The following is a 21,139-nucleotide window of genomic DNA, read 5'->3' as shown; positions in this document are numbered from 1 at the left end:
TGTTTCATCCTATGACTCTTTAGTGACCTCCTCCAAAGCCACCTGGTTGTCCACCACCTTGGGGACCACCGCCACCTTGAGGGCCTCCGCCACCAGGCATTGAGTTCTCAATCTTAGTTTGTTTCTCACCATTAATAGTAATGTCACCACCGGTATAGGTCGCTGAACCATCAAAGTCAAAGCCAGACTGACCAGTCAAATTGATTGTTCCACCCGATACAATAATATCGCCGTTAGAATCGATTGGGTCGGTATCGCCCTCGCCAACCTCAACATTTAGGGTTCCACCGGTCATCTTGAAGAAAATCTCACTTTGACTGGCATTAGCATTGGCCGCATTGACACCATCATCCGTTGCATAGACATTGATGTTTCCACCATTGATGGTCACAGATTTACCTTCGATACCTTCAGTTGATTTTTCAACCTTGTAAGTACCACTATCAATAATCAGGTCACCAGAGGCATGAATACCGTCATCACCGGCCTTAATGGTCATGGTATTGTCAGACAGATACATGGTACCTGCTGAGGTGTCGTCATCATTGTTGACCTTAACAGCATCTTCTTCAGCCTCAATGGTCATAGTTGTTCCTGTGATGTTGAGTTCATCGTTGACATTGAAGGCATCACCGACTGAGGAAATCTTATAGGTACCGCCAGTCATATGAAGGCTGTCATTGGCTTTAATACCGTTGTTTTTCTTGGCATCAATGTTTAGAGTACCTGAACCGTTTATGGTCAAATCTCCTTTAGAGAAAATCACAGCATCCGCATCTTCATCACTATTAGAACTTGAATCAGATAGGCTACTTGTAGTGCCATCTTTAAGTGTCAGATAGACATGACCAGCACTTGTGGCATTAATGGCTGCATTTGTATTCGTCATGGTAACACCATCTAGAACAATATGAACATCATCTGAATCGCCAGCGTCAACCTTGATTTGCACACCATCAGATTTTCCAGAAATCACATAGGTACCAGCTTTGGAGATGGTTACGGTTGAACCTGACACGGCTACGCCATCACCTGAAACATCCGCAGATGAGCCTGACAACTTAATCTTAGAGGCAGAACTTTCATCATAAGATGTGTCTGAATCTTTAGAAGTAAAATAGTTGCTGTTGTTCTTATTTGTTTTCTTGCTGGTCGTTGATGTTACAGCACTTGTTTTGGAACTTGTAGTCGTCGTCCCAGTTGACTGACTGCTTGATTGACTACAAGCTGTCATGACTGTTAGGGCAGTCGCACAGGTCAATAAAGTCGTCCATTTTTTTAGTTTTTTTGATTTCATATATTTTTCCTCTCGGATTCGTTTTGATGATTACAGTTTACGGAACTTCCCTAAAACATTTCTGAAGGTTAACTAAAACTTTTCTTAAGTTAAGTTTGGTGAAAGTTTGACTTAGGCCTTCTTTCAGAAAAGTTCCATAGACTAATAGGCGAGCAAGTGAGTGCTATATAAAATAGTACATTTGCCCTCAACTTAATTTTCTACTATAAAAATAAAAGCCAAATCTTAAAGTGAAGGCTTTGAATATTATCTAATTGAACACGCCTACAACTCGGGAGAAAAAGATGGGTCCTGCTTGGAGATAAACTCCTGCGACTGGTCCCCTATTTTCCTGAGAGTTGTTTTACGGCTTTGTATCTTATCTATAAAAGGAGTTTTTTCATGGTTAAACAATTGGAAACACGTTTTAAACGTATTGAAACAAAATATGTGGTCTCAAAGGACAATCTTGAAGACCTGCTCGCTGATCTCAAGGAGTATTTGGTAGAGGATGATTATCCGACATCTACCATTTCAAATATTTACTTTGATACGGATAATTTTGATGTCATCCAAGATGCCCTTGATGGTAATCATCGTCAAGAGAAAATCCGCATGCGTACCTACCTAGCCAATCCCAAAATTGATAGCAAGGTCTTTCTAGAGGTCAAAGCTAAAGATGAGGAGGGAATCGGTCATAAGTTTCGTCTCGTTTCAACACCGCTTGCCATCACTAACTTGATGACAGACGGTAAGAATCATAGCCAAATCACCGATCGTCAGCTGTTACAGGATATTCACCACTTACGTCAGCGTTATGATGAAGGTCTCAAACCTCGTATGTATATCTACTACGACCGTTTTTCAATGAAAGAAAAAGAGACTATCCAAGGCTATGCATACAATAAAGTTCGTGTGACCCTAGACCAAAATCTGACTTACCGTGATGAAGACGTCAGTCTCTTCAAGGGAAATCATGGGTTTCCCCTTCTTGATGAAGATACGATTATCATGGAAATCAAGGCACCTGGCAAAAAGCCAGACTGGCTTCAAGCTATCTTAGACAAACATGGTTTGGAAGAGCAGAAATTCTCAAAATACAGCTGTGCCTATCATAAATCTCAAGGTCTAGATTACGGGCCACATCCAGTTCAAGAAAAAGGAGGTGCTGCCTATGTCTAATCTCTTCAATTCTATCTTTAATGATGCAACCGCAACTGCAAGTCCCCTTCAACTCATGCTGGCCTTACTGGTCAGCCTTGTTTTAGGCTTGGCCTTGACCTGGACTTACAAATATCGAACCCTCTACACCAGAGAATTCGCCATCAGTTTGACCTTGCTGCCATGCTTGATGACCCTAGTTATCTTCCTTGTCAATGGTAGTTTGGGGACCTCTATCGCCGTGGCAGGGACCTTTAGTCTCATTCGTTTTCGATCAGCGACTAGTGGTTCCAGGGAGCTAATCGCCGTCTTCATGGCCATGATTATCGGTCTGGCATCTGGAACAGGCTATCTGCTACTGGCCGTCCTCTTCACCGCCTTTCTATTGGCTGTTTGGCTCCTTTTGGAAAATCGTCAAAGTCGTACCGACAACCAACGTCGTAGACTCCTGACCATTAACGTCTCCTACCAAGACTTGATTGATCAAAAAATCACTAAAACCTTGCTCAATTTCACCAGCGAATGCGACCTGATTTCCCTTAACACCACTGGTGGGGGCGAGACCATGCAGCTGGTCTACGAAGTGGATTTGAATCCCCAAGTGGATGACTTCCAATTGACGAATCACCTTATCTCAAGTATTGAAAATTGTGATCTTGCCCTAACCAAAAAAGCTAAAAAGAAAAAGAATTTATAAGACAAAAAGACATCTCCGACTGATTTTCGGAGATGTTTTTGAATGTTTTGAGGTTAACATTTTCACTTAGCTATAGCCTATGCTTCTATGCCGCCAGTATGGAGTGCGAGATTATCGCAGGAATCAAAGTATCATCTAATCATCGTCATCTTGGACAACCTTACCATCTTGTATGTTAAAGGTATAGCCAATATATCCGGAATTGTCATAGTTAGCGGAATTTTCTTTATCAGTTGTGAAAAAATAAAATTCGTACTCTCCGTCTGGTAGCTTGCTAGCATCCAGTTTAGTTACTGCCTCTTCTAAATCTTTCTTACTAGTATTTTCTGTATCGCCTACTTCTATTCTCATAGTGACAAGGTGTTCATCAATCATTGTTTGGTAGGGAATTTGATAATAGCCATAAAAATCATCCTTCCCGTTTTTACGGTTTTCCTCAGCTAAATGCTTTTTACGATTACCAGCCTCTTGATCAATCGTAGTATTATCGCTGAAGGAGAATTCTTCGATATCAAGGCCTAAAGATTGTTTTTTAAGCTCCTTAAAGAGTTTCTGCTCTTCTTTTTTTACAGATTTTTGTTGTAAGTAGCTTTCCCAGTAATGACCAGGGGTCACATATTCTTCACCATTAACTGTCCAGTCCAGGTTAAAAGTAATTTGTGAATCTAATGATATGGTTTGATTATCGTAGGTGTCCTCTGAATAGGTATAATCGACATAAATACCATCTGAATCTAGAAACACCTTTTTGATAAGCTTAACTTGGACCTTTCCCTTAAAACCATTATGAGCCAAGATTCTTTGCGTTTTTTCCCTGGCTTTTGAGTAAGTAATTGGAAGTAGCACTGTGCAACGAACTAAAAGAATAGAACAGAGGAGGAGAATAGCTAAGTAAGAAAACTTTAAAATATTAGGAGTATTTTTCTTCATAGGACATCCTTCCTTTCCTCAATGATTTGTATAAATAAGCACACCAAATCCTTCAAATAAAACGAGCTTCCTTCACTCCTATCATAGCATTTTAAAGCGCTTTCTCATGGTAGTTAGAGGAACAAAATAATTAAAATTCCTCATAGCAAAAAAGCCTGAAATTAATCATCACTTCAGGCTTTTCATCTTAGTTCAAATCGGTTGAGATAATCCTTAATAATCTGTTACTTCTTTTCGGTCATGGATATTGCTTTGCTTGCCCTGACGTGCTTTAAGTACGGCTTCAACGTCTTCAGGGCTGACCCCTGTTTCAACGAGCATAACGGCTAGGTGATAGAGGACGTCTGCTGTCTCGTTGGCAATTTCTTCTTTATCAGCATTTTTGGCCCCAATCACAACTTCTGTCGCTTCTTCGCCAACCTTTTTAAGAATCTTGTCTAGCCCCTTGTCAAAAAGATAATTGGTATAAGACCCTTCTTTGGGATTCTTTTTACGATCTAAGGCTTCCTTATAAAGTGTTTCTAACATAGCTACTCCTATCTGTCTCGATTGTCATCATATATATCCGTAAAGAAACAGCTGTAGGCTCCTGTATGACAGGCTGCTCCTTCTTGTTCCACGGCGATAAGCAGGGTGTCCTGATCACAGTCAGTCTTGATGCTTTTGACATGTTGGAAATGACCAGATGTGGCTCCCTTATGCCAAAGCTCGTTTCTAGAACGGCTCCAGTAATGCATTTGTTTGGTCTCTAGGGTCAACTGATAGGACACCTCATTCATATAGGCCAACATGAGCACCTGTCCCGTCTTGTAGTCTGTCACAATAACCGGAACCAGTCCTCCTTGTTTCTCAAAATCAAGTTTAACCTCTGTCATCGTCTCACCTCAATTCCTGCATTTGCCAAGACTTGTTTGGTTTCGCCTATATTTACCTCACCAAAGTGGAAGATAGAGGCTGCCAGTGCACCAGTCGCTGTTGTCTTTTCAAAGACCTCTACAATGTCCTCAATATTTCCCGCGCCACCAGAAGCGATGATCGGAACATCAACGACTTCCGCCACACGATTTAGCATTTCCAAATCAAAACCAGACTTAGTGCCGTCCTTGTCCATGCTGGTTAAGAGAATTTCTCCAGCCCCCAAGGCGACGACTTCTTGAGCCCATTGGATGAGGTCCCTACCTGTATCCTTACGGCCACCCGCCACAAAAACATGCCAGCTCCCATCAGCCATCTTTTTGGCATCAATCGCAGCCACCACACACTGGTTGCCAAATTTTTGAGCACAATCAGCGATTAGTTGTGGGTTGGCAAGGGCTGAGGAATTAACCGCAACCTTGTCAGCACCAGCTTTAAGCATCTTGTTCATGTCTTCAACTGAACGGATACCACCACCTACCGTGAAAGGAATAAAGACCTGATCGGCAACACGACGCACCATGTCAACCGTTGTTTCACGATTATCTGAAGTAGCTGTGATGTCCAAGAAAACAAGTTCGTCACAACCAGCCTCATAGTAAGCACGCGCAGAATCAACAGGGTCTCCAACATCTGTCAGATTCACAAAATTAACCCCCTTTACGACACGGCCATCCTTGACATCCAAACAGGGAATAATACGTTTCTTAAGCATATTAACCTCCGAAAGACTTGAGTTGGTCTAATGTGATATTGCCGTTATAGTAGGCTTTGCCGACAATGGTTCCTGCTACACCAATCTCTTCTAGGTGATCTAAGTCAGCTACTTCTGCAATTCCACCTGAAGCAATGACTTTGGCGGTCGTGAGTTCAGATACCAAACGTTTGTAGTGATCAAGATTGGGTCCTGTCAGTGTGCCATCTCGATCAACATCTGTATAGACAAAGAGGGTTACGCCCATCTTTTCCATTTCCTTGGCCAAGGTGATGTAGTCTACATTGCTTGTTTCCAACCAACCTTCGGTAGCGACAAACCCTGCCTTGGCATCAATACCCACGACAATTTTATCGGCACCAAATTCCTCTAAAGCTGCTCGAACGAAGTCAGGATTTTTAACGGCCATTGATCCGATAATGATACGGTCGATGCCAACTTCCAAATAGTCACGAATCTGCTCCAAAGTACGGATACCGCCACCAACTTCGATGCCAAGTCCAGAAACCTTCTTGACCTCTGCAATCAAGTCACGGTTAGTGGCACGACCATCTAGGGCACCGTCCAAGTCGACGACATGAATAAATTGAATGCCCGCATCCTTAAAGGTCTTTGCCTGCTCAATAACATCTGGATTGACAACGGTCTGTTGGTTGAAATCTCCTTTAAAGAGACGAACAGCCTGTCCATCCTTAATATCAATTGCTGGTAGAATTTGCATCTCCCCTACCATCCTTTCTAACTAAAAAGTCTTTGCTCTCACTAGCTTCTAGGCTTTACATAAACCTGCAAACTTTTCAAGAATACCTAAGCCAATATCCCCTGATTTCTCAGGATGGAATTGAGCCCCATAAACATTATCTTTATGGATCATGGCTGGCACCTCAATACTATAATCTGCGGTAACATCAATGTATTGGCTAGGGACATCTGTGAAATAACTGTGAACGAAGTAGACAGCTTGGCCATCTAAACCATCTGTCAAAGGGCTGGCTTGCTTAACAGCCAAATTATTCCACCCCATATGTGGGACAGGTTGCTCCTTGCAGGCTGGAATAGGACGGCAGACACCTGGAATAAAGCCAAGACCATCTGTTTCTTCATGTTCCAGTCCTTTTTCTGTTAAAATCTGCATGCCTAGGCAAATTCCCAAAAGGGGAACTCCCTGTGCGACTGCCTCTTTGATAACAGCTACCAAGCCTCTTCGCTCCAACTCTGCCATAGCCGTTGGATAGGCACCTACACCAGGTAAAATCAACCCATCTGCAGCTAGGATTTTTTCTTTATCGGCAGACAATTCTGCAGTCACACCAATCTTTTCAAGGGCACGCAGAACATTTGCGGTATTCCCCGCATCGTAATCAATGACGATAATCATAGCATCCCCTTTGTCGAGTTTACGCCGTGAATGTCAGGATTGATTGTGATGGCTTCACGCAAGGCACGTCCTGTAGCCTTGAAAAGACTTTCTGACTTGTGGTGATTGTTTTTTCCGTGGAGAATCTTGAGGTGGAGATTCATCTGAACATTGAAAGCCAAGGCTTGGAAAAATTCTTCTACCAGTTCTGTGTCAAAATTACCTAATTTTGGATTATCGAAACTAGCATCAAAGACCAAGAAGCTACGTCCAGACAAGTCTAAACTTGCCATGCCAAGGGTTTCATCCATAGGTACAAAAGCCGTTCCATAACGATTGATACCTGCTTTATCGCCCAAGGCCTCTTTAAGAGCTTGACCAAGGACAATACCGACATCTTCAACGGTGTGGTGACTATCAACCCAAAGGTCGCCATCAGCCTTCACCACCAAAGACATACGGCCGTGACGGGCAAACAAGGTCAACATGTGGTCAAAAAATCCGACACCTGTTTGAATATCTACTGGTTCTTGAGCATCCAAATTGAGGCTTAACTTAATTTTGGTTTCAAAGGTATTACGTTCAATTTCTGCTTGTCTCATAACTTCTTCCTCTACTCTCTCAATTATTGTCGTTTCTGACTTCAATAGCCTTAGCGTGGGCCTGCAAACCTTCCGCATAAGCCAAGGTTGTGATATCGTGTTGAGCCTTATTGACTGCTACTTTGTCATACTGCGTATATTGGATACGTTTGACAAAATCGTGCACACCTAAAGCTGATGAAAATCGGCTGGTTGCTGTCGTTGGAAGAACGTGATTGGCACCAGCATAGTAGTCACCAATTGGTTCACTGGTAAAGTGACCAAGAAAGACGGAACCAGCATTCTCCACTTTTTCTAGATAATCATAGGCCTTGTCCATAGCAATTTCCAAATGTTCTGGCGCAACTAAGTTCATGAGTTCAAACATAGCATCTGTATCATTGGCAATAATAATTCGACCGTTATTTTCGATAGATGGACGAGCAATCGCCTCACGTGGCAAAAGCTTGAGTTGACGTTCAATCTCACTTTCAACTGCATCAGCCAAGGCTTGAGAATCTGTTACCAAAATGGCGCGTGCACGTGTATCGTGCTCTGCTTGAGACAAGAGATCGGCTGCCACATAGGTTGGATTAGCGCTACTATCAGCAATAACACCGATTTCTGATGGTCCTGCAATCATATCAATACCGACAATACCGTAAACTTGTTTCTTAGCAGTCGCCACAAAAATATTTCCGGGACCTGTAATCTTGTCAACCTTTGGAATCGTTTCTGTACCAAAAGCCAAGGCCGCAACCCCTTGAGCCCCACCGACTTGATAAATGCTATCCACACCAGCCAATTTTGCGGCTACTAGAATTGCAGGAACAAAGTGTTCTTGTGGGGGCGTAATCATAATAATCTCTTTAACCCCAGCAATTTTAGCAGGGATGACATTCATAAGAACTGATGATGGATAAGCCGCAGTTCCTCCAGGCACATAAACACCTATACGATTGATGGGACGAATCAATTGACCACGAATAACACCCTCACTTGGTTGGTCCTCAAAACCAGCCTCCAACTGATGCTTGTGGTAAGATTCAATGTTTTCTTTGGCATTAACTAGGGCTTGGTAAACCTCTGGATCAATCTCTTTAAAGGCCTGATCAATCAAATCCTGTCCAACCTCAAAATCAGTCAAGTCAACCTTATCAAATTTAGCTGAATAGTCACGAAGGGCCTCGTCTCCTCGTTTTTTGACATCCTCAATAATGGCTTGAACCGTGCTTTCAACGTCTCTATTTTCTTTTGAAAGTTCCAATTGCTCCTGATAAAGAAGCTCAGCAATTTCTTTATTTGTTCCAGTTAATCGTTTCATTCGAACGGTACCTCCTCGTTCCCTACAAGTGATTCAATCTTGCGAATGAATGGCAGGACTTCCTTGTTATTTTTCAAAGAAGCCTTGTTCACAATCATTCGTGCTGAAATACGGCAAATATCTTCATAAACTTTTAGGCCATTTGCAACAAGGGTATTCCCTGTTTCTACAATATCAACAATGGCATCTGCTAGACCAATGACGGGGGCAATCTCAACGCTCCCTTGAATCGAAATTATCTCGACATCCTCACCCTTTTGATTAAAATAATCTGTCGCAATGGTTGGATACTTGGTCGCAATACGTTTACGCTTATGGTCATCAGGGTTATAGTCTTCTGTTGATGCTACAGAGAATTTACAAAGACCAAAATTAAGGTCTAACATTTCTAAATAACCTGTCGGATGTTCGACCAAAACATCCTTACCGACAATCCCAATATCTGCGACGCCGTGTCTAACATAGGTAGTCACATCTGGAGCTTTGACCAAGAGAAAACGGAACCGGTTGTCAGGACTCTCGAAAATCAAATTACGTCCTTTATCGGCCATGAAAGACATATCAAAGCCAGCTTTTTCCAGTAATTTAACCGTATCTTTCTCAATACGTCCCTTGGTCAAGGCAATTGTGATTTGATTGCTAGTCATCCAAGTCACCTCCAAATTCCACATCGTCATGTACTGCTTGATAAACTGAGTCGATATCAATGGCCCAGCCAACCGCTGTTAACTCGGTAGCTCCAAAGCGTTCAAATAGTTTATCGTAACGGCCACCTGATACAAAGGCATCTGGTACCTTGTCACCGAAGACCTTAAACATCATGCCCGTGTAGTAAGGCACTGCTGGCAATTGAGCCAAATCAAGCGTCGTCTCTGGGAGACTATCTGATAAACGATTAGTTAAAACTTCCAAACTATCCAAGGCCGTCAAAAAGGCTTCACTGTCTGTTAACTGTCTAGCCTTGGTCAAGACAGCATTTGTCTCACCAAACAAGAAGGGTAACTGCTCCAAGACCTTGTCATATTGACTTGGATTTTCTTTGGTGAACTCCTTAAGACCGGTGATCGATTTGTCACGGATATAGGCCGCCAACTCTGCTTCTTTTACAGCTGGAAGGTTTAATTCTTCAAAAATGAGTTGTAGAAGGCGGGCATGTGAAAATTCAAACTTGTAATTTTTGACCCCTGCAGCATCTAGAGCCTCTTTAGCAGAAGCTATTGCTTCTTCCAATGCCTGGTGAACAGGGAATCCTATGATCTCAATACCAGCCTGCGTATGCTCATTTGATAGGCCACGCATTTCCTCATTGTAGTTAAAGACTTTTCCAGAGTAAGAAAATTTAATCGGTGTATGAACTTGAGTCGAAGCAATCACACGCCCAATTTGGCTAGTAATATCAGGACGTAAACTAACAAGCTCTCCATTTTTGTCAAAGAAATTATAGTTTCCATTGTCCACGACATCACTAAAGACTTCGAAATGTTCTAGGGTTGGTGTCTCAATTCGAAGGAAACCCTTTGTCATCAACAAGTCACAGATACGGTGTTCAATCTGATACATGGTACGGGCACGTTTGAAAAGTTTATCGTGCATTCCTAAGGCTAATGTCGTTTTTTTCATGCTTGTAACTCCTGTATTGTCATTAATACGCGCTCCATCTCATCCTGCGTCCCAATAGAAATGCGTAGTCTGTCTGAAATACGCTCCACTTTTGGAAAATAACGAACATAAATTTTCTTACTTTGGAGGTAGTCAAACAATTGACCTGCAGTCACTCCGTGAGGTTTGACCAAAACAAAATTAGTTTTTGAAGGTAGGATATCAAAACCAATCGCCTGCAATTCTTGGCTAAACCAGTCACGTGTTGCCATAATCTTTGCGCAAGTGTCCTCATAGTAGCCCCAGGACTTAACCGCTGCAGTCGCCAAGACTTCCGCAATGCTATCCACATTATAAGGGTTGACTGAATTCTTGACGGCATTGATTACAGCCATTAGTTTAGGACTTCCTATGCCGTAACCGACACGCAAGCCAGCAAGGGAGGCATCCTTAGAAAAGGTCCTAGTGATAAACACATTGTCATACTTTTCTAGGAGCGGTAAGGCCGTCTCCCCACCAAAGTTAATATAGGCTTCGTCAATAATCACAACTACCGACTGGTTGGCTTTTATAATCTCCTCGATTTGATCTAAAGGTTTATAAATACCTGTTGGCGCATTAGGATTGGTAATGACAATCCCACCATTTTCAACCAGATAATCTTGAGTAGCTATCTCAAATGAAGAACTCAAGGGCACTTCTCTAAAAGGGATGTGGTACAAATCTGCCCATACCTTGTAAAAACCATAGGTCAAATCTGGAAACAAAACTTCTTCCTCGCTATTAAAGAAAGCTAGAAAAGCCATTGACAGGATATCGTCTGAGCCATTTCCGATAATCACTTGATCGGCAGGCACACCCAACTGTTCAGACAAAGCCTGACGTAAAGCTGCTTGATCCAAAGTCGAATACTTTCGTAACTGATGGGCATCAAAGGATGCTAAAGCTTGATGGACTGCTGGACTTGGTCCATAAGCATTTTCATTAGTATTCAACTTAATGATATTTTTCTCAGCAGGCTGACTACCCGCTACATAGGGTTCAATCTTTCGTAATCCTTTGATTTCCATAGTTTTTCCTTTCTGTTCGACTCTAATCAAGTGTACTTCTCGCTACACACTCTAAAAAAAGTGTAGCAAAAAACGTCCTCGCAAAAATAACTTTTGCAAGGACGTTGGCACGTGGTTCCACCTTAATTCGAACAGGGGTCACCCCCTCTTCCTCATGAAGTCACAAAATCTCTCTTGTAACTCCTAGTCTCTAACGGAACCACCCGTCGTACACTACTGTCATCCAGAGTTCGCATACGCTCTCAAGAATGTGTCGTCTTTGATCTCATGCGTTCTCAGCTTCCCGCATTCTCTGTGAAACGATCTGACTTTTTCTATCAACGATTTTGATTTTAGTTCATTTTACCTGAAAATTCAAAACAAAGCAAGCCTTTTTTGTATATTTTTATAAAAACTTGAAATCCTTGTATATTTAATAGCCAAAACAAACTGCTGTGAAATTGAGTTCAAATAAATAAAAAGTTGATGCGGTATCTTTTTACAAACCAAGTGGATACCTAAAGAGACTTCTGACTGTGATCGCTTAACTGGAAACCACTACTTTTTTCAGCTACTTTCATCACTACAGAAGATTTCGTTCTATCTAAATTCCTATCACAAAAAATCTTGCTCAGTTATTTTTTTTGACAATTTCTTTGTACTATTTCCCAAATTGAAATCATTTCTTCATACTATAATTTGTATATTTATCCTAAATAATTTTTCAAAGCAAGACAAAAAGCCTGAAGCACAGCTCCAAGCTCTCATGGTTAAGCTAATTTTCTAGGTCTGATAAATCCTGTCATAATACTCAAACAAAGTAGTCCAGCTGCCACATACCAATAGGGCATATCTACACTAGTTGTACGTCCTGAGACTTCAACAATACCTTTAACTAAACAAGCACTAGCGACAATAGCGATGGCTGAATTAAAGAGAAGTTTCGAGGCACGATTTCTCACCCAAGACATCCCCAGTCCAGTAAGTAGATAGATAAGTGCTCCAGCCAATGGTGCAAAGAACATCATGCGCATAAACATGGATGATTCCCCATAAGAAAAGCGTTCATAAACAAAGGTAAAGACTAGGCTAAAAATAGTTAAACCGATGTAGGTGAAAAAGTGTTTGCTGGCTGATTTTTTAGTAACCGATGTAAACAATATCACTCACCGCCCTTTCTGAGATTTTGTTTCCGTTTGTGGTTGGCTTGTTAATGACTTGACCATTGAAGTACATGGTAGATGAGCCACCACCGTCAAGGTTATAGGCTGTCGTCACGCCATAAGATTTCATCAACTCTGCCATTTCATAAAGAGTCAATCCTGACGACTCACTGGTACGACCATCAGAGACAATGACAATATAGTGCACACTGCCGTCACTTTCTTCGATAACTCCGATGGCTGTACGTGGATTGTCAGCCATGGCTTGACCAACCTCTTCATTTTCTGATACAGCTACCTTGCCATTTTCAACCAAGGTTGGACCAAAGGCAAAGGTATTCACCACACCTGAATCAACCAATTTTTGAGCCGTTGTATCGCTTTCCTTAAAGGTCTTGAAGCTACCATCTGAGTAAACGGCAAGGTCCTCGTAATCACTGTTTCGATCAGTATCACGATAGACTTGACCATTCTTAATCACATAACCTGACTGATTAGCCCCATAATAGTCACCGTTTATGGCAAAGATAGCATTGTTTTGCTGAGCAATACTTGAAGTAGTCTCGGTGATGTTGGTCCCATAGGTATTTTGTGCCAAAGCTGTTTTAAGGTAGTCAGCACTTGACAGCTTGATATCTGCCACATAGTAAGTAGTATCACTGGTTTTACCCGTTGTGATTTTGATATCCATATTGTCATCTTTATAGGTCGTATCTGTCTTAGTTACCTTACCAGTGCTGGTAGATGCTGTCGACGAAGATGTGCTTGAGCTAGTCGTATTGGCTGAAACCGTTGAGACTGCTGAGGGAATGACAAAGACCTTTAAGAGAGAGTAGACATTTGCCCCCATCAGAAAAAGGGTAAAGAGTAAGGCATAGGCATGCCTTTTGAGAAATTTCATAGAAGACCTCCAATTTTGAAAGATAAGATAGAAACCATAAGTTTCTTTTGCTTGACATTAGCATAACAAGCAAAACTTAAAATCTTCTATAAATCCCACAACCACGCTTTTCCTTTAAGTTTTCCTTAAGAAAAAGACAGCTTCAGTTGAAGCCATCTTCGCTATATAATCATATCTTCAGTAATATCAAATTCTCTCAAGAGCCCCTGAATCTTATCAAAGTTCAGACGAAAATGCTCTAACTTATGCCCATCAGAGCCGATAGAATACTTGCAACATCCCAAATCCTTAACAAGGCCCAAGGCATAACGATAAAGATCTTCGTGATGATAGAGATACATACTCTTTGCATTCAGCTCAAAAGCCAAATCATTAGCCATCATTTTCTGGAAAATGCGTTTGAGCTGCTCCTCATAGGCTTTTAGCTCATCAACAGTCACGTCAAAAAGTCGGAAACCATAGTCAAAATGGGCCAGAACATCTGCGTCCACACGACCAATAGCGTACTCCAACTTGTCCAGATACTCTTGAATAATGCTTGCCTTGTCCATATCAGCTACCTCATCATCAAGATAATCATTGACCCCATTATGGTGAACAGAAAGCAGTTTGAGATCATAGTCCTTCCCATCCAAAAAGGCCAAAATATCCTTTTCCCTAGGCTGATAATAACCAATCTCGATGCCACGTTTAATACGATTGCCATACTTGAGGTTAAGACTTTCGATTTCGTGACTATAAGCCTCGTACTCGGGCACATCGTCCTGTTTGGTATAAGGATTAGAGAGATCATAATGCTCAGTCGTTACAATCTCCCCATCAAAATGTGTCAAATAATCAGTAAAGTTCGCATCCGAATCATAGGAATGATGGGTATGCAAATGGTTATCACGAATAGACATAACTACTCCTTATTTTTCAAATACATTGTAAGCTGCTTATGGGCCAACCAGGTCAAACTCACCATCAACCCCTCATAAATAATAAAGAAAATCACAAAACATTGAAGGAAATACTCTTCTGGTAAAACATTGATAATCGGATCCAAGATTGGATTAAAGAGCCAACTGCTATCTCCAGGAAAGAGGGCTTCATGAAAGAGCGTAAAAAACTCATCAAATCCGAGAAAAACTCCCACAACCCCAATAAGGACTGGCAAGATTGCTAGACTTATATAAAGCCTACGATAAAGACCAAAGGTGCCCTTCTTCACATTTCGCCAGAGAGAAGTTGCTGCGGGATAAGCCAGTAGAATAACAAGCCCCTGTACCAAATGAAAGAGCCACTTCACATCATGAAAATGCTTTAGCCCACTCTCCGACGATGGAAAATCAGGCATAGCCAGATGACCAACCCAAGGAAAGGTCAAGTACTGCATGAGGACATTGAAATTATGCCAAAGCTCCGTCTTTCCGATAATGACATAGTCCATAAGATGCATCCAGTCAATATCAAAATAATAGAATCCCCATGCCAGATAAATTGTCACCAGAATAGACAAGGCCAAGAGCCAAATCGGAGTCAGAACAGCATTAATCCTAGTTCGCATCAAAATCCCACTCCGCTAGACTAGCAAGTACGTGGTCTGGTTTGACAGGTAGACCTGCAACCTCTTCCGCCTTGGTAAATCCAGTTGTCACAAGTAGTGTTGGAAAGTCATTTTTAATGCCAGCTGTAATATCAGTCAAGTAATTGTCACCAACCACAATAGTTTGGCTACGTTCTGTCCCAAGGATTTCAAGAGCCTTATTCATGATAATAGCTTTAGGCTTACCGATAATGATTGGTTTCACACGGGTAGCCGCCTCAATAAGGGCCAAGAGGGAACCAGCACCTGGAAGAAGACCACGTTCTGTTGGGATATTCAAGTCTGGGTTAGTTCCAATAAATATAGCCCCTTTGTGGATAGCAAGCGTTGCTTTAACCAACATTTCATAAGTGACTTCACGGTCCAAGCCCACCACAACATAGGCAGGATTTTCCTCATCTACCGTATACCCCGCTTCCGCAATTGCAGATTTAAGTCCAGTCTCACCGATAACATAAACCGTCTTACCACGATTCATATCATTCATATAGTCAACTGTCGCCAAGGTTGCTGTGTAAATGGTCTCAAGAGGCGTTTCCAACTCGCACTGATTACGCAAAAGTTCTTGGACCATTTCTGGTGTACGCATACTGTTATTCGTCACAAAAAGATAGGGAATCTGACGCTTCTGCAACTCCTTAACGAAGGCTTCTCCCTCAGGAATGCGGTCCTTCCCCTTGTAAATAGTTCCATCTAAATCAATCAAATAACCTTTATATGTCATCCTACTCGTCTCCTATTTCTTTCCATTGGATAATAGCCTGAGCATGAATATTGCCATCCACACAAATCTGGTGTTGACTACTCAAACTTTCTTGGTCAAACTCGTAACCTGAATAAATTTCTGCTCCATGATGAATTTCCTTAACATACTTGAGGTCAATATGGGCTGGTGTACACTTGGTCAAAAAGTCCAAATCGAAAACATCCAACATCCACTCCAAGTACTTGCTATTATTAACGTGACCATTCATGTCTAGGTCAAAATAACGCACACGATAAAGCGTCTCAATTGGATTTTCCAAAGCCTTATAGCGAGGCCCTCGAATCAACTTTTTAATCTTATCAGCCCCATAAGGTGCTACCACCTCATCTGGCACTTCGGCTACCTTACGCGTTTCATAATCCATAAGAGCAAAAGTAGTCTTAAAGAGCATGATTTGTTGACCAGTTTCATCCGTGATGTAAAAATTACGGTAACAAAAAATCTTATTATAGGAAACGGCTTCAGTTGTAATGGTCACCTTTTCATTGTAGCGAGGCAAACGGTCAATCTCAATCGCATAGTCTGTCACAATCCAAACCAGACCGTACTTATCAAAAACTTCCTTATCCGTATTACCCAGAGACTCTGACTGCATACCAGATACTTGCAATGAAAAAGCCAATAAATGTGGTAACTTCACCTGATGCGTGATATCCGTCTCATAAAACGGAATCTGATAAGGAATACTAAATTTTAATCCCATCTAATCCTCCAAGATAAATTGCTCAGCGACACTATCTCCCAAAAAGAGTCCTCGTTTGGTCATACGAACCACCTCTGGATCCTTGACCAAGAGACCATCTTCCTGTAGTTTTTTCACAATGTCTCCATAAGTATCCGAAAATGACAAACCAAACTTCTCTTCAAAACGTTTAATAGACACACCTGACTTTTTACGCAAACCAAGGAAGAACTCCTCCTCCATCATCTCCGCCTTAGTCAGATGCTCCTCGTGAAGTCTAGCATGACCATCCTCAGCTATAGCCTTTAGATAATGCTGGATAGGTCCTCTATTGCGATAACGAACACCATTGACATAACCAGAGGCTCCAGCACCAACACCATAGTACTCATCATTATTCCAGTACATGAGATTGTGACGACTCTCCATCCCAGGTTTGGTAAAGTTGGAAATCTCATAATGCTCAAAACCATTCTTTTCCAACTCTTGGATAATATAGTCAAACATCTCTGCTTCCAAATCCTCAGTTGGCAGATTGAGCTTACCCCGACGCATCTTATTCATAAAGACCGTGTGATGTTCCAAGATCAAACTGTAGAGACTTAGGTGTGGAATATCCAGTTCCAGTGCCTTTCTCACATTTTCCTTGACCTGATCCATGGTTTGACCAGGTAGCGCATAAATGAGGTCAATGGAAATATTATGGAAACCAGCAGACTTCAAGCTATCAATGCTTTCATAAATCTGTGCTTGATTGTGACTGCGGCCAATTTGACGCAAGTGCTTGTCATCAAAAGTCTGAACCCCTAAAGACACTCGATTAACAGCAGATTTTTTGAGTACTTCAATCTTATCAACCGTCAAATCCCCAGGATTGGCCTCAATAGTAAATTCCTCCAGCTTTGACAAATCCAAGTTTTTCTGAAGATGACTTAAAAGGTAGTCCAATTGCTCGGCAGAAATAGCTGTTGGGGTCCCTCCACCAATATAAAGCGTGCGAAGCTCCTTGATATCTAAAAGCTCCCACTCACGAATCAAAGCCCGTAGGTAGTCATCAACGGGCTGATTTTTAATAAAGACCTTGGAAAAGTCACAATAATAACAAATTTGTGTGCAAAATGGAATATGCACATAAGCTGAAGTTGGTTTTGTTTGCATGTAACTATTCTACCATTTTTTAAGCAGAAATGAGACCATGAATGATAAGAGTTGAGGCAAAAAAGAAGCTATCTCTTCAGATAGCCTCTTCCTATTATTTTGTTAATGAGAATGGGAAAGCATTGTAGTTGCTATAATCAAAGGTTGGGCCCAAGTCTGAAATGAATTGAACTGGCGTGTAGGTTCCATTTTCAAGAATAAAACCAGGCTTAGCTTGGAAACCAGCTCCCCCTAGTCCAGTAATACCAGGAAGCAAGGTTGAAAAATCGCCACCTTCCCAAACGTAGAGATTACCGGAAATTTGAACAGCTTTTGCAGTTGTTGAGCTTTGACGATAGGGTTCGTAATCGACATTGAAATTAGCTTTTGAAGTGATGTTCCCATCAGCATCAACTGTAAAACTAATGTCTGTTGCTTGAGGACTCGTACCAGTCCAAGTTCCCACTAATGCTGCTGGAACAGGAGCATCACTTTGAGTATCAGTTGTTGCTTGACTAGACTTGTTTGACTCAGAAGCAGCACTACCACTTGTTCCTGCTTGACCATCAGTTCCTGCTGTGGCTTGATTTTTTGAAGAGCTAGCTTCAGGAGCACTCGCTTCTTCTTGACCTTGAGAATCCTTTGAAGATGAATCCTCTGTCTTAGACTTTTTAGCAGATTTCTTCTCAGATGCTTTTGTTTTTGTTGATGACTTCACAACTTTAGAAGTTGACATTGTAGATGATGATGCAGTGTCTTTTTCTGACTTAGAGCCACATCCAACAAGGGTTGTAGAAACAGCTACAGACAACAAAACAAGAGAGCAAACACGAATAACTTTTCTTTTCATTTTCATAAACCTCTTTTCTATATGTCTATTATATCTATTTTGTTACAAAAATCAAGTGTTTTGTGTAATTTTTGTAATATTTATGTAATCATTTGTATCGCTGTTATAAGTTAATGTGGTATTTATAAGTAAAAAAAGCCTATCACCCCCTATAGGAATGATAGACTTTGGGATATGATCTAAGCACTTCTTATCTGCTAGAGGTATCCTAATTACTATTTGTCTTGTCTTTCAAGATAACCTGTAAAGAGATGGTCGTATCTATCCTCCAAGATAATAATGCGCTTGCCACCATCTACAACTACATAATAGTTTAAATTTTTCGAATCGTGGTAGATGTCATTAACACTCATAGCCTGATAACCATGTGACTTAAGAGACTTTTGAATTTTAGTAAACTCTTTTTGTACTTTATTCTTATCTACCCTACCTGATTTATCCACCAGATATTCTTTTAAAGGTTTAGCAATTAAGATTTCTTTACCATCAGAATCTGTAGTAACAACCCCATTTTCAGAGATAGTCCCTTCTCCTTCTGAATCATCATCGGAATCAAATTTTTTCCATTGCCCAACAAAAACTTTTGGAACCTCTGCCTTATGAAAAAGACATCTCTTTTTTAAATCTTTAGTGCTTGATCCGTAGTAGAGGTCTGATAAGGTTAAATCTAGAACAAAGTTTGTCCCATCTTTCTGAATCAGATTATAGTATCCAAACACTTCCGTCTTTACCAGGATGATCTCTTTTGTCTGTAATTGGTATTTCTTGTCAAAATCAGCAATCGTTTTTAGTTTTGAATCACTGACGTCCTCTAAGTTTTTTTCAAACTTCTGTCTTACTTTCTGACCAATAGAGATTTCTTTGATTTCTTCTTCCCTATGGCCTGCAACAAGTTTTGACTTTTTCCCACTTAACTCATAAACCAAACCAGCATTATCACTAGTTACCCACAAACCACCCAAGTTTGTTCCTTTGGAAGAAAACAAAAAGAGGCCAAGACTTGTTGCTACAATAAGAAATAAAGCAATACCAAGACCAATAAAAGTCTTCTTCCCAAACTTTTTCTTCTTAACAAAGACCATTTGCTGTGCATAAGGTTGGTTAACTATTTGATTTGGTAAAGGTATGGCTCCTCCAGTCACGGACTTACCATTGCTGGAAAAAGTAGCTTGCCTTCCTTCCATAACAAATTCACCATTTAAGAGGGCTTGCTGACACTCCTGGATGGTGGGTTTACGATTATTAATCGCTTCAAAATATTCAATCCATTCTTTTCTATTCATTATCTCTCCTAACCTCTCTTAATAGAAAAATCTATCACTAACTTTGAAGTGATAGACTTTCCATTTATTTAAGCACTTCTTGTGTCTTAGCGTAGTTAGCTTCAACAGCTTCTTTTTCAGCCTTCCACCAGTCTTGGTGATCTGTGTACCACTTGATTGTTTCTTCCAAACCTGATTCGAAGTTTGTGAATTGTGGTTCCCAACCAAGTTCTTCACGCAATTTTGTTGAATCAATAGCATAGCGCAAATCGTGACCAGCGCGATCTGTTACGCGGTCATAAGCGTCTTTTGGTTGACCCATTTTTTCAAGGATAAGCTCAAGCACTTCCTTGTTATTCTTTTCACCATCAGCACCAATCAAGTAAGTTTCACCGATACGACCTTTAGTGAGGATAGCCCAAACACCAGTTGAATGGTCGTTAGTGTGAATCCAGTCACGGACGTTTTTACCTTCACCATAAAGTTTTGGTTTAATACCTGACAAGATATTGGTGATTTGACGTGGGATGAATTTTTCGATGTGTTGGTATGGTCCATAGTTGTTTGAGCAGTTTGAAATCGTTGCTTTAACACCAAATGAACGAACCCATGCTTTAACGATAAGGTCTGAAGCAGCCTTGGTTGATGAATAAGGTGATGATGGGTTGTATTTGGTTTCTGCTGTGAATTTTTCACCAGGACCTTCACCATGTCCAGGGAGATCTTCACGCAATGGAAGGTCACCATACACTTCGTCTGTTGACACGTGGTGGAAACGAATATCGTATTTACGAGCAGCTTCCAAAAGTGTGTATGTACCAATAAAGTTTGTGTGGATAAATGGTGATGGGTCGTTCAATGAATTATCATTGTGACTTTCAGCCGCGTAGTGAACAATAGCATCAGCCTTAGCAGCCAATTTATCAACCAATTCAGCGTCAGCAATATCACCAACAACCAATTCAACACGGTCACCAAGGATTTCTTCAATGTTAGCACGGTTACCAGCGTAAGTGAGCTTGTCAAGGACAGTCACATGCACGTCTGGATGATTGTTGTAGACATAGTGTACGAAGTTTGAACCGATGAAACCTGCGCCACCGGTTACGATGATGTTTTTATATTCAGTCATTTTTTCTCCAAATAGTTTTTTTGATTGTTCCTTAAATCAATTTTTTTTAGCTTT

24 protein-coding genes are annotated in these 21,139 nt (G+C 41.1%); 2 read left to right on the top strand and 22 right to left on the bottom strand.

The window, feature by feature from the left end; translation table 11 throughout:
* Window positions 1–19 precede the first annotated feature (19 nt).
* Complete coding sequence (locus H7U04_RS02365; protein WP_110980947.1) at window positions 20–1,297, bottom strand: carbohydrate-binding domain-containing protein; 1,278 nt, start codon at window positions 1,295–1,297, stop codon at window positions 20–22.
* Window positions 1,298–1,678: 381 nt separating this feature from the next.
* On the opposite strand from H7U04_RS02365, the gene H7U04_RS02360 reads away from it, so the two are divergent.
* Both H7U04_RS02360 and H7U04_RS02355 read left to right on the top strand, forming a co-directional pair.
* Entirely contained in the window at window positions 1,679–2,458 is a 780-nt protein-coding gene (locus H7U04_RS02360; RefSeq protein ID WP_110980948.1) for a polyphosphate polymerase domain-containing protein, read from the top strand.
* Complete coding sequence (locus H7U04_RS02355) at window positions 2,451–3,134, top strand: DUF4956 domain-containing protein (protein ID WP_073950522.1); 684 nt, start codon at window positions 2,451–2,453, stop codon at window positions 3,132–3,134. Before H7U04_RS02360 ends, H7U04_RS02355 begins: the two co-directional genes overlap by 8 nt.
* 135 nt (window positions 3,135–3,269) lie before the next feature.
* On the opposite strand, the gene H7U04_RS02350 is transcribed toward H7U04_RS02355, so the two are convergent.
* The 21 genes from H7U04_RS02350 to rfbB form a co-directional block, all read right to left on the bottom strand.
* Window positions 3,270–4,064: a hypothetical protein gene (locus H7U04_RS02350; RefSeq protein ID WP_110980949.1), complete on the bottom strand. Its 795-nt coding sequence runs from the start codon at window positions 4,062–4,064 to the stop codon at window positions 3,270–3,272.
* A 213-nt stretch (window positions 4,065–4,277) separates the two neighbouring features.
* Entirely contained in the window at window positions 4,278–4,592 is a 315-nt protein-coding gene (gene hisE / locus H7U04_RS02345) for a phosphoribosyl-ATP diphosphatase (protein ID WP_110980950.1), read from the bottom strand.
* An 8-nt stretch (window positions 4,593–4,600) separates the two neighbouring features.
* Complete coding sequence (gene hisI / locus H7U04_RS02340; protein WP_110980951.1) at window positions 4,601–4,939, bottom strand: phosphoribosyl-AMP cyclohydrolase; 339 nt, start codon at window positions 4,937–4,939, stop codon at window positions 4,601–4,603.
* Window positions 4,936–5,694, bottom strand: coding sequence for an imidazole glycerol phosphate synthase subunit HisF (gene hisF / locus H7U04_RS02335; RefSeq protein ID WP_002890735.1), 759 nt, complete (start codon window positions 5,692–5,694; stop codon window positions 4,936–4,938). Before hisF ends, hisI begins: the two co-directional genes overlap by 4 nt.
* A gap of 1 nt (window position 5,695) precedes the next feature.
* Window positions 5,696–6,415: a 1-(5-phosphoribosyl)-5-[(5-phosphoribosylamino)methylideneamino]imidazole-4-carboxamide isomerase gene (hisA, locus tag H7U04_RS02330; RefSeq protein WP_022495758.1), complete on the bottom strand. Its 720-nt coding sequence runs from the start codon at window positions 6,413–6,415 to the stop codon at window positions 5,696–5,698.
* A gap of 48 nt (window positions 6,416–6,463) precedes the next feature.
* Window positions 6,464–7,072 (bottom strand): imidazole glycerol phosphate synthase subunit HisH, encoded by a 609-nt coding sequence (gene hisH, locus H7U04_RS02325; RefSeq protein WP_014634295.1) that lies wholly within the window; start codon window positions 7,070–7,072, stop codon window positions 6,464–6,466.
* Window positions 7,069–7,653, bottom strand: coding sequence for an imidazoleglycerol-phosphate dehydratase HisB (gene hisB, locus H7U04_RS02320; RefSeq protein ID WP_002888923.1), 585 nt, complete (start codon window positions 7,651–7,653; stop codon window positions 7,069–7,071). The genes hisH and hisB overlap by 4 nt, the downstream gene beginning before the upstream one ends.
* 19 nt (window positions 7,654–7,672) lie before the next feature.
* A complete protein-coding gene (hisD, locus tag H7U04_RS02315; RefSeq protein WP_110980952.1) occupies window positions 7,673–8,956 on the bottom strand; it encodes a histidinol dehydrogenase in 1,284 nt (427 codons plus the stop codon).
* Complete coding sequence (gene hisG, locus H7U04_RS02310) at window positions 8,953–9,603, bottom strand: ATP phosphoribosyltransferase (RefSeq protein WP_021144333.1); 651 nt, start codon at window positions 9,601–9,603, stop codon at window positions 8,953–8,955. Before hisG ends, hisD begins: the two co-directional genes overlap by 4 nt.
* The gene (locus H7U04_RS02305; protein ID WP_110980954.1) at window positions 9,596–10,576 is read right to left on the bottom strand and encodes an ATP phosphoribosyltransferase regulatory subunit; all 981 of its coding nucleotides are present in this window, start codon (window positions 10,574–10,576) and stop codon (window positions 9,596–9,598) included. The genes hisG and H7U04_RS02305 overlap by 8 nt, the downstream gene beginning before the upstream one ends.
* Window positions 10,573–11,625, bottom strand: coding sequence for a histidinol-phosphate transaminase (gene hisC / locus H7U04_RS02300; RefSeq protein WP_110980955.1), 1,053 nt, complete (start codon window positions 11,623–11,625; stop codon window positions 10,573–10,575). Before hisC ends, H7U04_RS02305 begins: the two co-directional genes overlap by 4 nt.
* Window positions 11,626–12,374: 749 nt before the next feature.
* Window positions 12,375–12,764: a hypothetical protein gene (locus tag H7U04_RS02295; RefSeq protein ID WP_181419169.1), complete on the bottom strand. Its 390-nt coding sequence runs from the start codon at window positions 12,762–12,764 to the stop codon at window positions 12,375–12,377.
* On the bottom strand, window positions 12,745–13,668 hold the full coding sequence (locus H7U04_RS02290) for a phosphodiester glycosidase family protein (RefSeq protein ID WP_110980956.1): 924 nt from the start codon (window positions 13,666–13,668) through the stop codon (window positions 12,745–12,747). Before H7U04_RS02290 ends, H7U04_RS02295 begins: the two co-directional genes overlap by 20 nt.
* A gap of 161 nt (window positions 13,669–13,829) precedes the next feature.
* Window positions 13,830–14,564: a PHP domain-containing protein gene (locus tag H7U04_RS02285; RefSeq protein WP_110980996.1), complete on the bottom strand. Its 735-nt coding sequence runs from the start codon at window positions 14,562–14,564 to the stop codon at window positions 13,830–13,832.
* Window positions 14,565–14,572: 8 nt separating this feature from the next.
* Window positions 14,573–15,217, bottom strand: coding sequence for a TIGR01906 family membrane protein (locus tag H7U04_RS02280; protein WP_110980957.1), 645 nt, complete (start codon window positions 15,215–15,217; stop codon window positions 14,573–14,575).
* A complete protein-coding gene (locus tag H7U04_RS02275; RefSeq protein WP_037601011.1) occupies window positions 15,207–15,980 on the bottom strand; it encodes a TIGR01457 family HAD-type hydrolase in 774 nt (257 codons plus the stop codon). The genes H7U04_RS02280 and H7U04_RS02275 overlap by 11 nt, the downstream gene beginning before the upstream one ends.
* A 1-nt stretch (window position 15,981) precedes the next feature.
* A complete protein-coding gene (locus H7U04_RS02270; protein ID WP_110980958.1) occupies window positions 15,982–16,725 on the bottom strand; it encodes an acyl-ACP thioesterase domain-containing protein in 744 nt (247 codons plus the stop codon).
* The gene (gene hemW, locus H7U04_RS02265) at window positions 16,726–17,862 is read right to left on the bottom strand and encodes a radical SAM family heme chaperone HemW (protein ID WP_110980959.1); all 1,137 of its coding nucleotides are present in this window, start codon (window positions 17,860–17,862) and stop codon (window positions 16,726–16,728) included.
* A 94-nt stretch (window positions 17,863–17,956) separates the two neighbouring features.
* The gene (locus H7U04_RS02260) at window positions 17,957–18,697 is read right to left on the bottom strand and encodes a hypothetical protein (RefSeq protein ID WP_110980960.1); all 741 of its coding nucleotides are present in this window, start codon (window positions 18,695–18,697) and stop codon (window positions 17,957–17,959) included.
* 209 nt (window positions 18,698–18,906) lie between these two features.
* Window positions 18,907–19,974, bottom strand: a complete 1,068-nt coding sequence (locus tag H7U04_RS02255; protein ID WP_110980961.1) for a hypothetical protein — start codon at window positions 19,972–19,974, stop codon at window positions 18,907–18,909.
* A 64-nt stretch (window positions 19,975–20,038) separates the two neighbouring features.
* Window positions 20,039–21,085 carry a dTDP-glucose 4,6-dehydratase gene (gene rfbB, locus H7U04_RS02250; RefSeq protein WP_002884100.1) on the bottom strand — a complete coding sequence of 349 codons (1,047 nt, stop codon included), beginning with the start codon at window positions 21,083–21,085 and terminating at the stop codon, window positions 20,039–20,041.
* Window positions 21,086–21,139 lie beyond the last annotated feature (54 nt).

The sequence above is a fragment of the Streptococcus sp. 22.1 genome, assembly GCF_016648645.1.
Classification (GTDB): Bacteria; Bacillota; Bacilli; order Lactobacillales; family Streptococcaceae; genus Streptococcus.
The sequence above is the reverse complement of the archived record's forward strand: the minus strand, read 5'-3'. Positions and strand labels throughout refer to the sequence as shown.

Bases quoted from the DNA above. Each gene is read 5' to 3' on its own strand.
- H7U04_RS02365 (WP_110980947.1), bottom strand. From the start codon at position 1,297: ATGAAATCAAAAAAACTAAAAAAATGGACGACTTTATTGACCTGTGCG.
- H7U04_RS02360 (WP_110980948.1), top strand. From the start codon at position 1,679: ATGGTTAAACAATTGGAAACACGTTTTAAACGTATTGAAACAAAATAT.
- H7U04_RS02355 (WP_073950522.1), top strand. From the start codon at position 2,451: ATGTCTAATCTCTTCAATTCTATCTTTAATGATGCAACCGCAACTGCA.
- H7U04_RS02350 (WP_110980949.1), bottom strand. From the start codon at position 4,064: ATGAAGAAAAATACTCCTAATATTTTAAAGTTTTCTTACTTAGCTATT.
- hisE (WP_110980950.1), bottom strand. From the start codon at position 4,592: ATGTTAGAAACACTTTATAAGGAAGCCTTAGATCGTAAAAAGAATCCC.
- hisI (WP_110980951.1), bottom strand. From the start codon at position 4,939: ATGACAGAGGTTAAACTTGATTTTGAGAAACAAGGAGGACTGGTTCCG.
- hisF (WP_002890735.1), bottom strand. From the start codon at position 5,694: ATGCTTAAGAAACGTATTATTCCCTGTTTGGATGTCAAGGATGGCCGT.
- hisA (WP_022495758.1), bottom strand. From the start codon at position 6,415: ATGCAAATTCTACCAGCAATTGATATTAAGGATGGACAGGCTGTTCGT.
- hisH (WP_014634295.1), bottom strand. From the start codon at position 7,072: ATGATTATCGTCATTGATTACGATGCGGGGAATACCGCAAATGTTCTG.
- hisB (WP_002888923.1), bottom strand. From the start codon at position 7,653: ATGAGACAAGCAGAAATTGAACGTAATACCTTTGAAACCAAAATTAAG.
- hisD (WP_110980952.1), bottom strand. From the start codon at position 8,956: ATGAAACGATTAACTGGAACAAATAAAGAAATTGCTGAGCTTCTTTAT.
- hisG (WP_021144333.1), bottom strand. From the start codon at position 9,603: ATGACTAGCAATCAAATCACAATTGCCTTGACCAAGGGACGTATTGAG.
- H7U04_RS02305 (WP_110980954.1), bottom strand. From the start codon at position 10,576: ATGAAAAAAACGACATTAGCCTTAGGAATGCACGATAAACTTTTCAAA.
- hisC (WP_110980955.1), bottom strand. From the start codon at position 11,625: ATGGAAATCAAAGGATTACGAAAGATTGAACCCTATGTAGCGGGTAGT.
- H7U04_RS02290 (WP_110980956.1), bottom strand. From the start codon at position 13,668: ATGAAATTTCTCAAAAGGCATGCCTATGCCTTACTCTTTACCCTTTTT.
- H7U04_RS02280 (WP_110980957.1), bottom strand. From the start codon at position 15,217: ATGCGAACTAGGATTAATGCTGTTCTGACTCCGATTTGGCTCTTGGCC.
- H7U04_RS02275 (WP_037601011.1), bottom strand. From the start codon at position 15,980: ATGACATATAAAGGTTATTTGATTGATTTAGATGGAACTATTTACAAG.
- H7U04_RS02270 (WP_110980958.1), bottom strand. From the start codon at position 16,725: ATGGGATTAAAATTTAGTATTCCTTATCAGATTCCGTTTTATGAGACG.
- hemW (WP_110980959.1), bottom strand. From the start codon at position 17,862: ATGCAAACAAAACCAACTTCAGCTTATGTGCATATTCCATTTTGCACA.
- H7U04_RS02260 (WP_110980960.1), bottom strand. From the start codon at position 18,697: ATGAAAATGAAAAGAAAAGTTATTCGTGTTTGCTCTCTTGTTTTGTTG.
- H7U04_RS02255 (WP_110980961.1), bottom strand. From the start codon at position 19,974: ATGAATAGAAAAGAATGGATTGAATATTTTGAAGCGATTAATAATCGT.
- rfbB (WP_002884100.1), bottom strand. From the start codon at position 21,085: ATGACTGAATATAAAAACATCATCGTAACCGGTGGCGCAGGTTTCATC.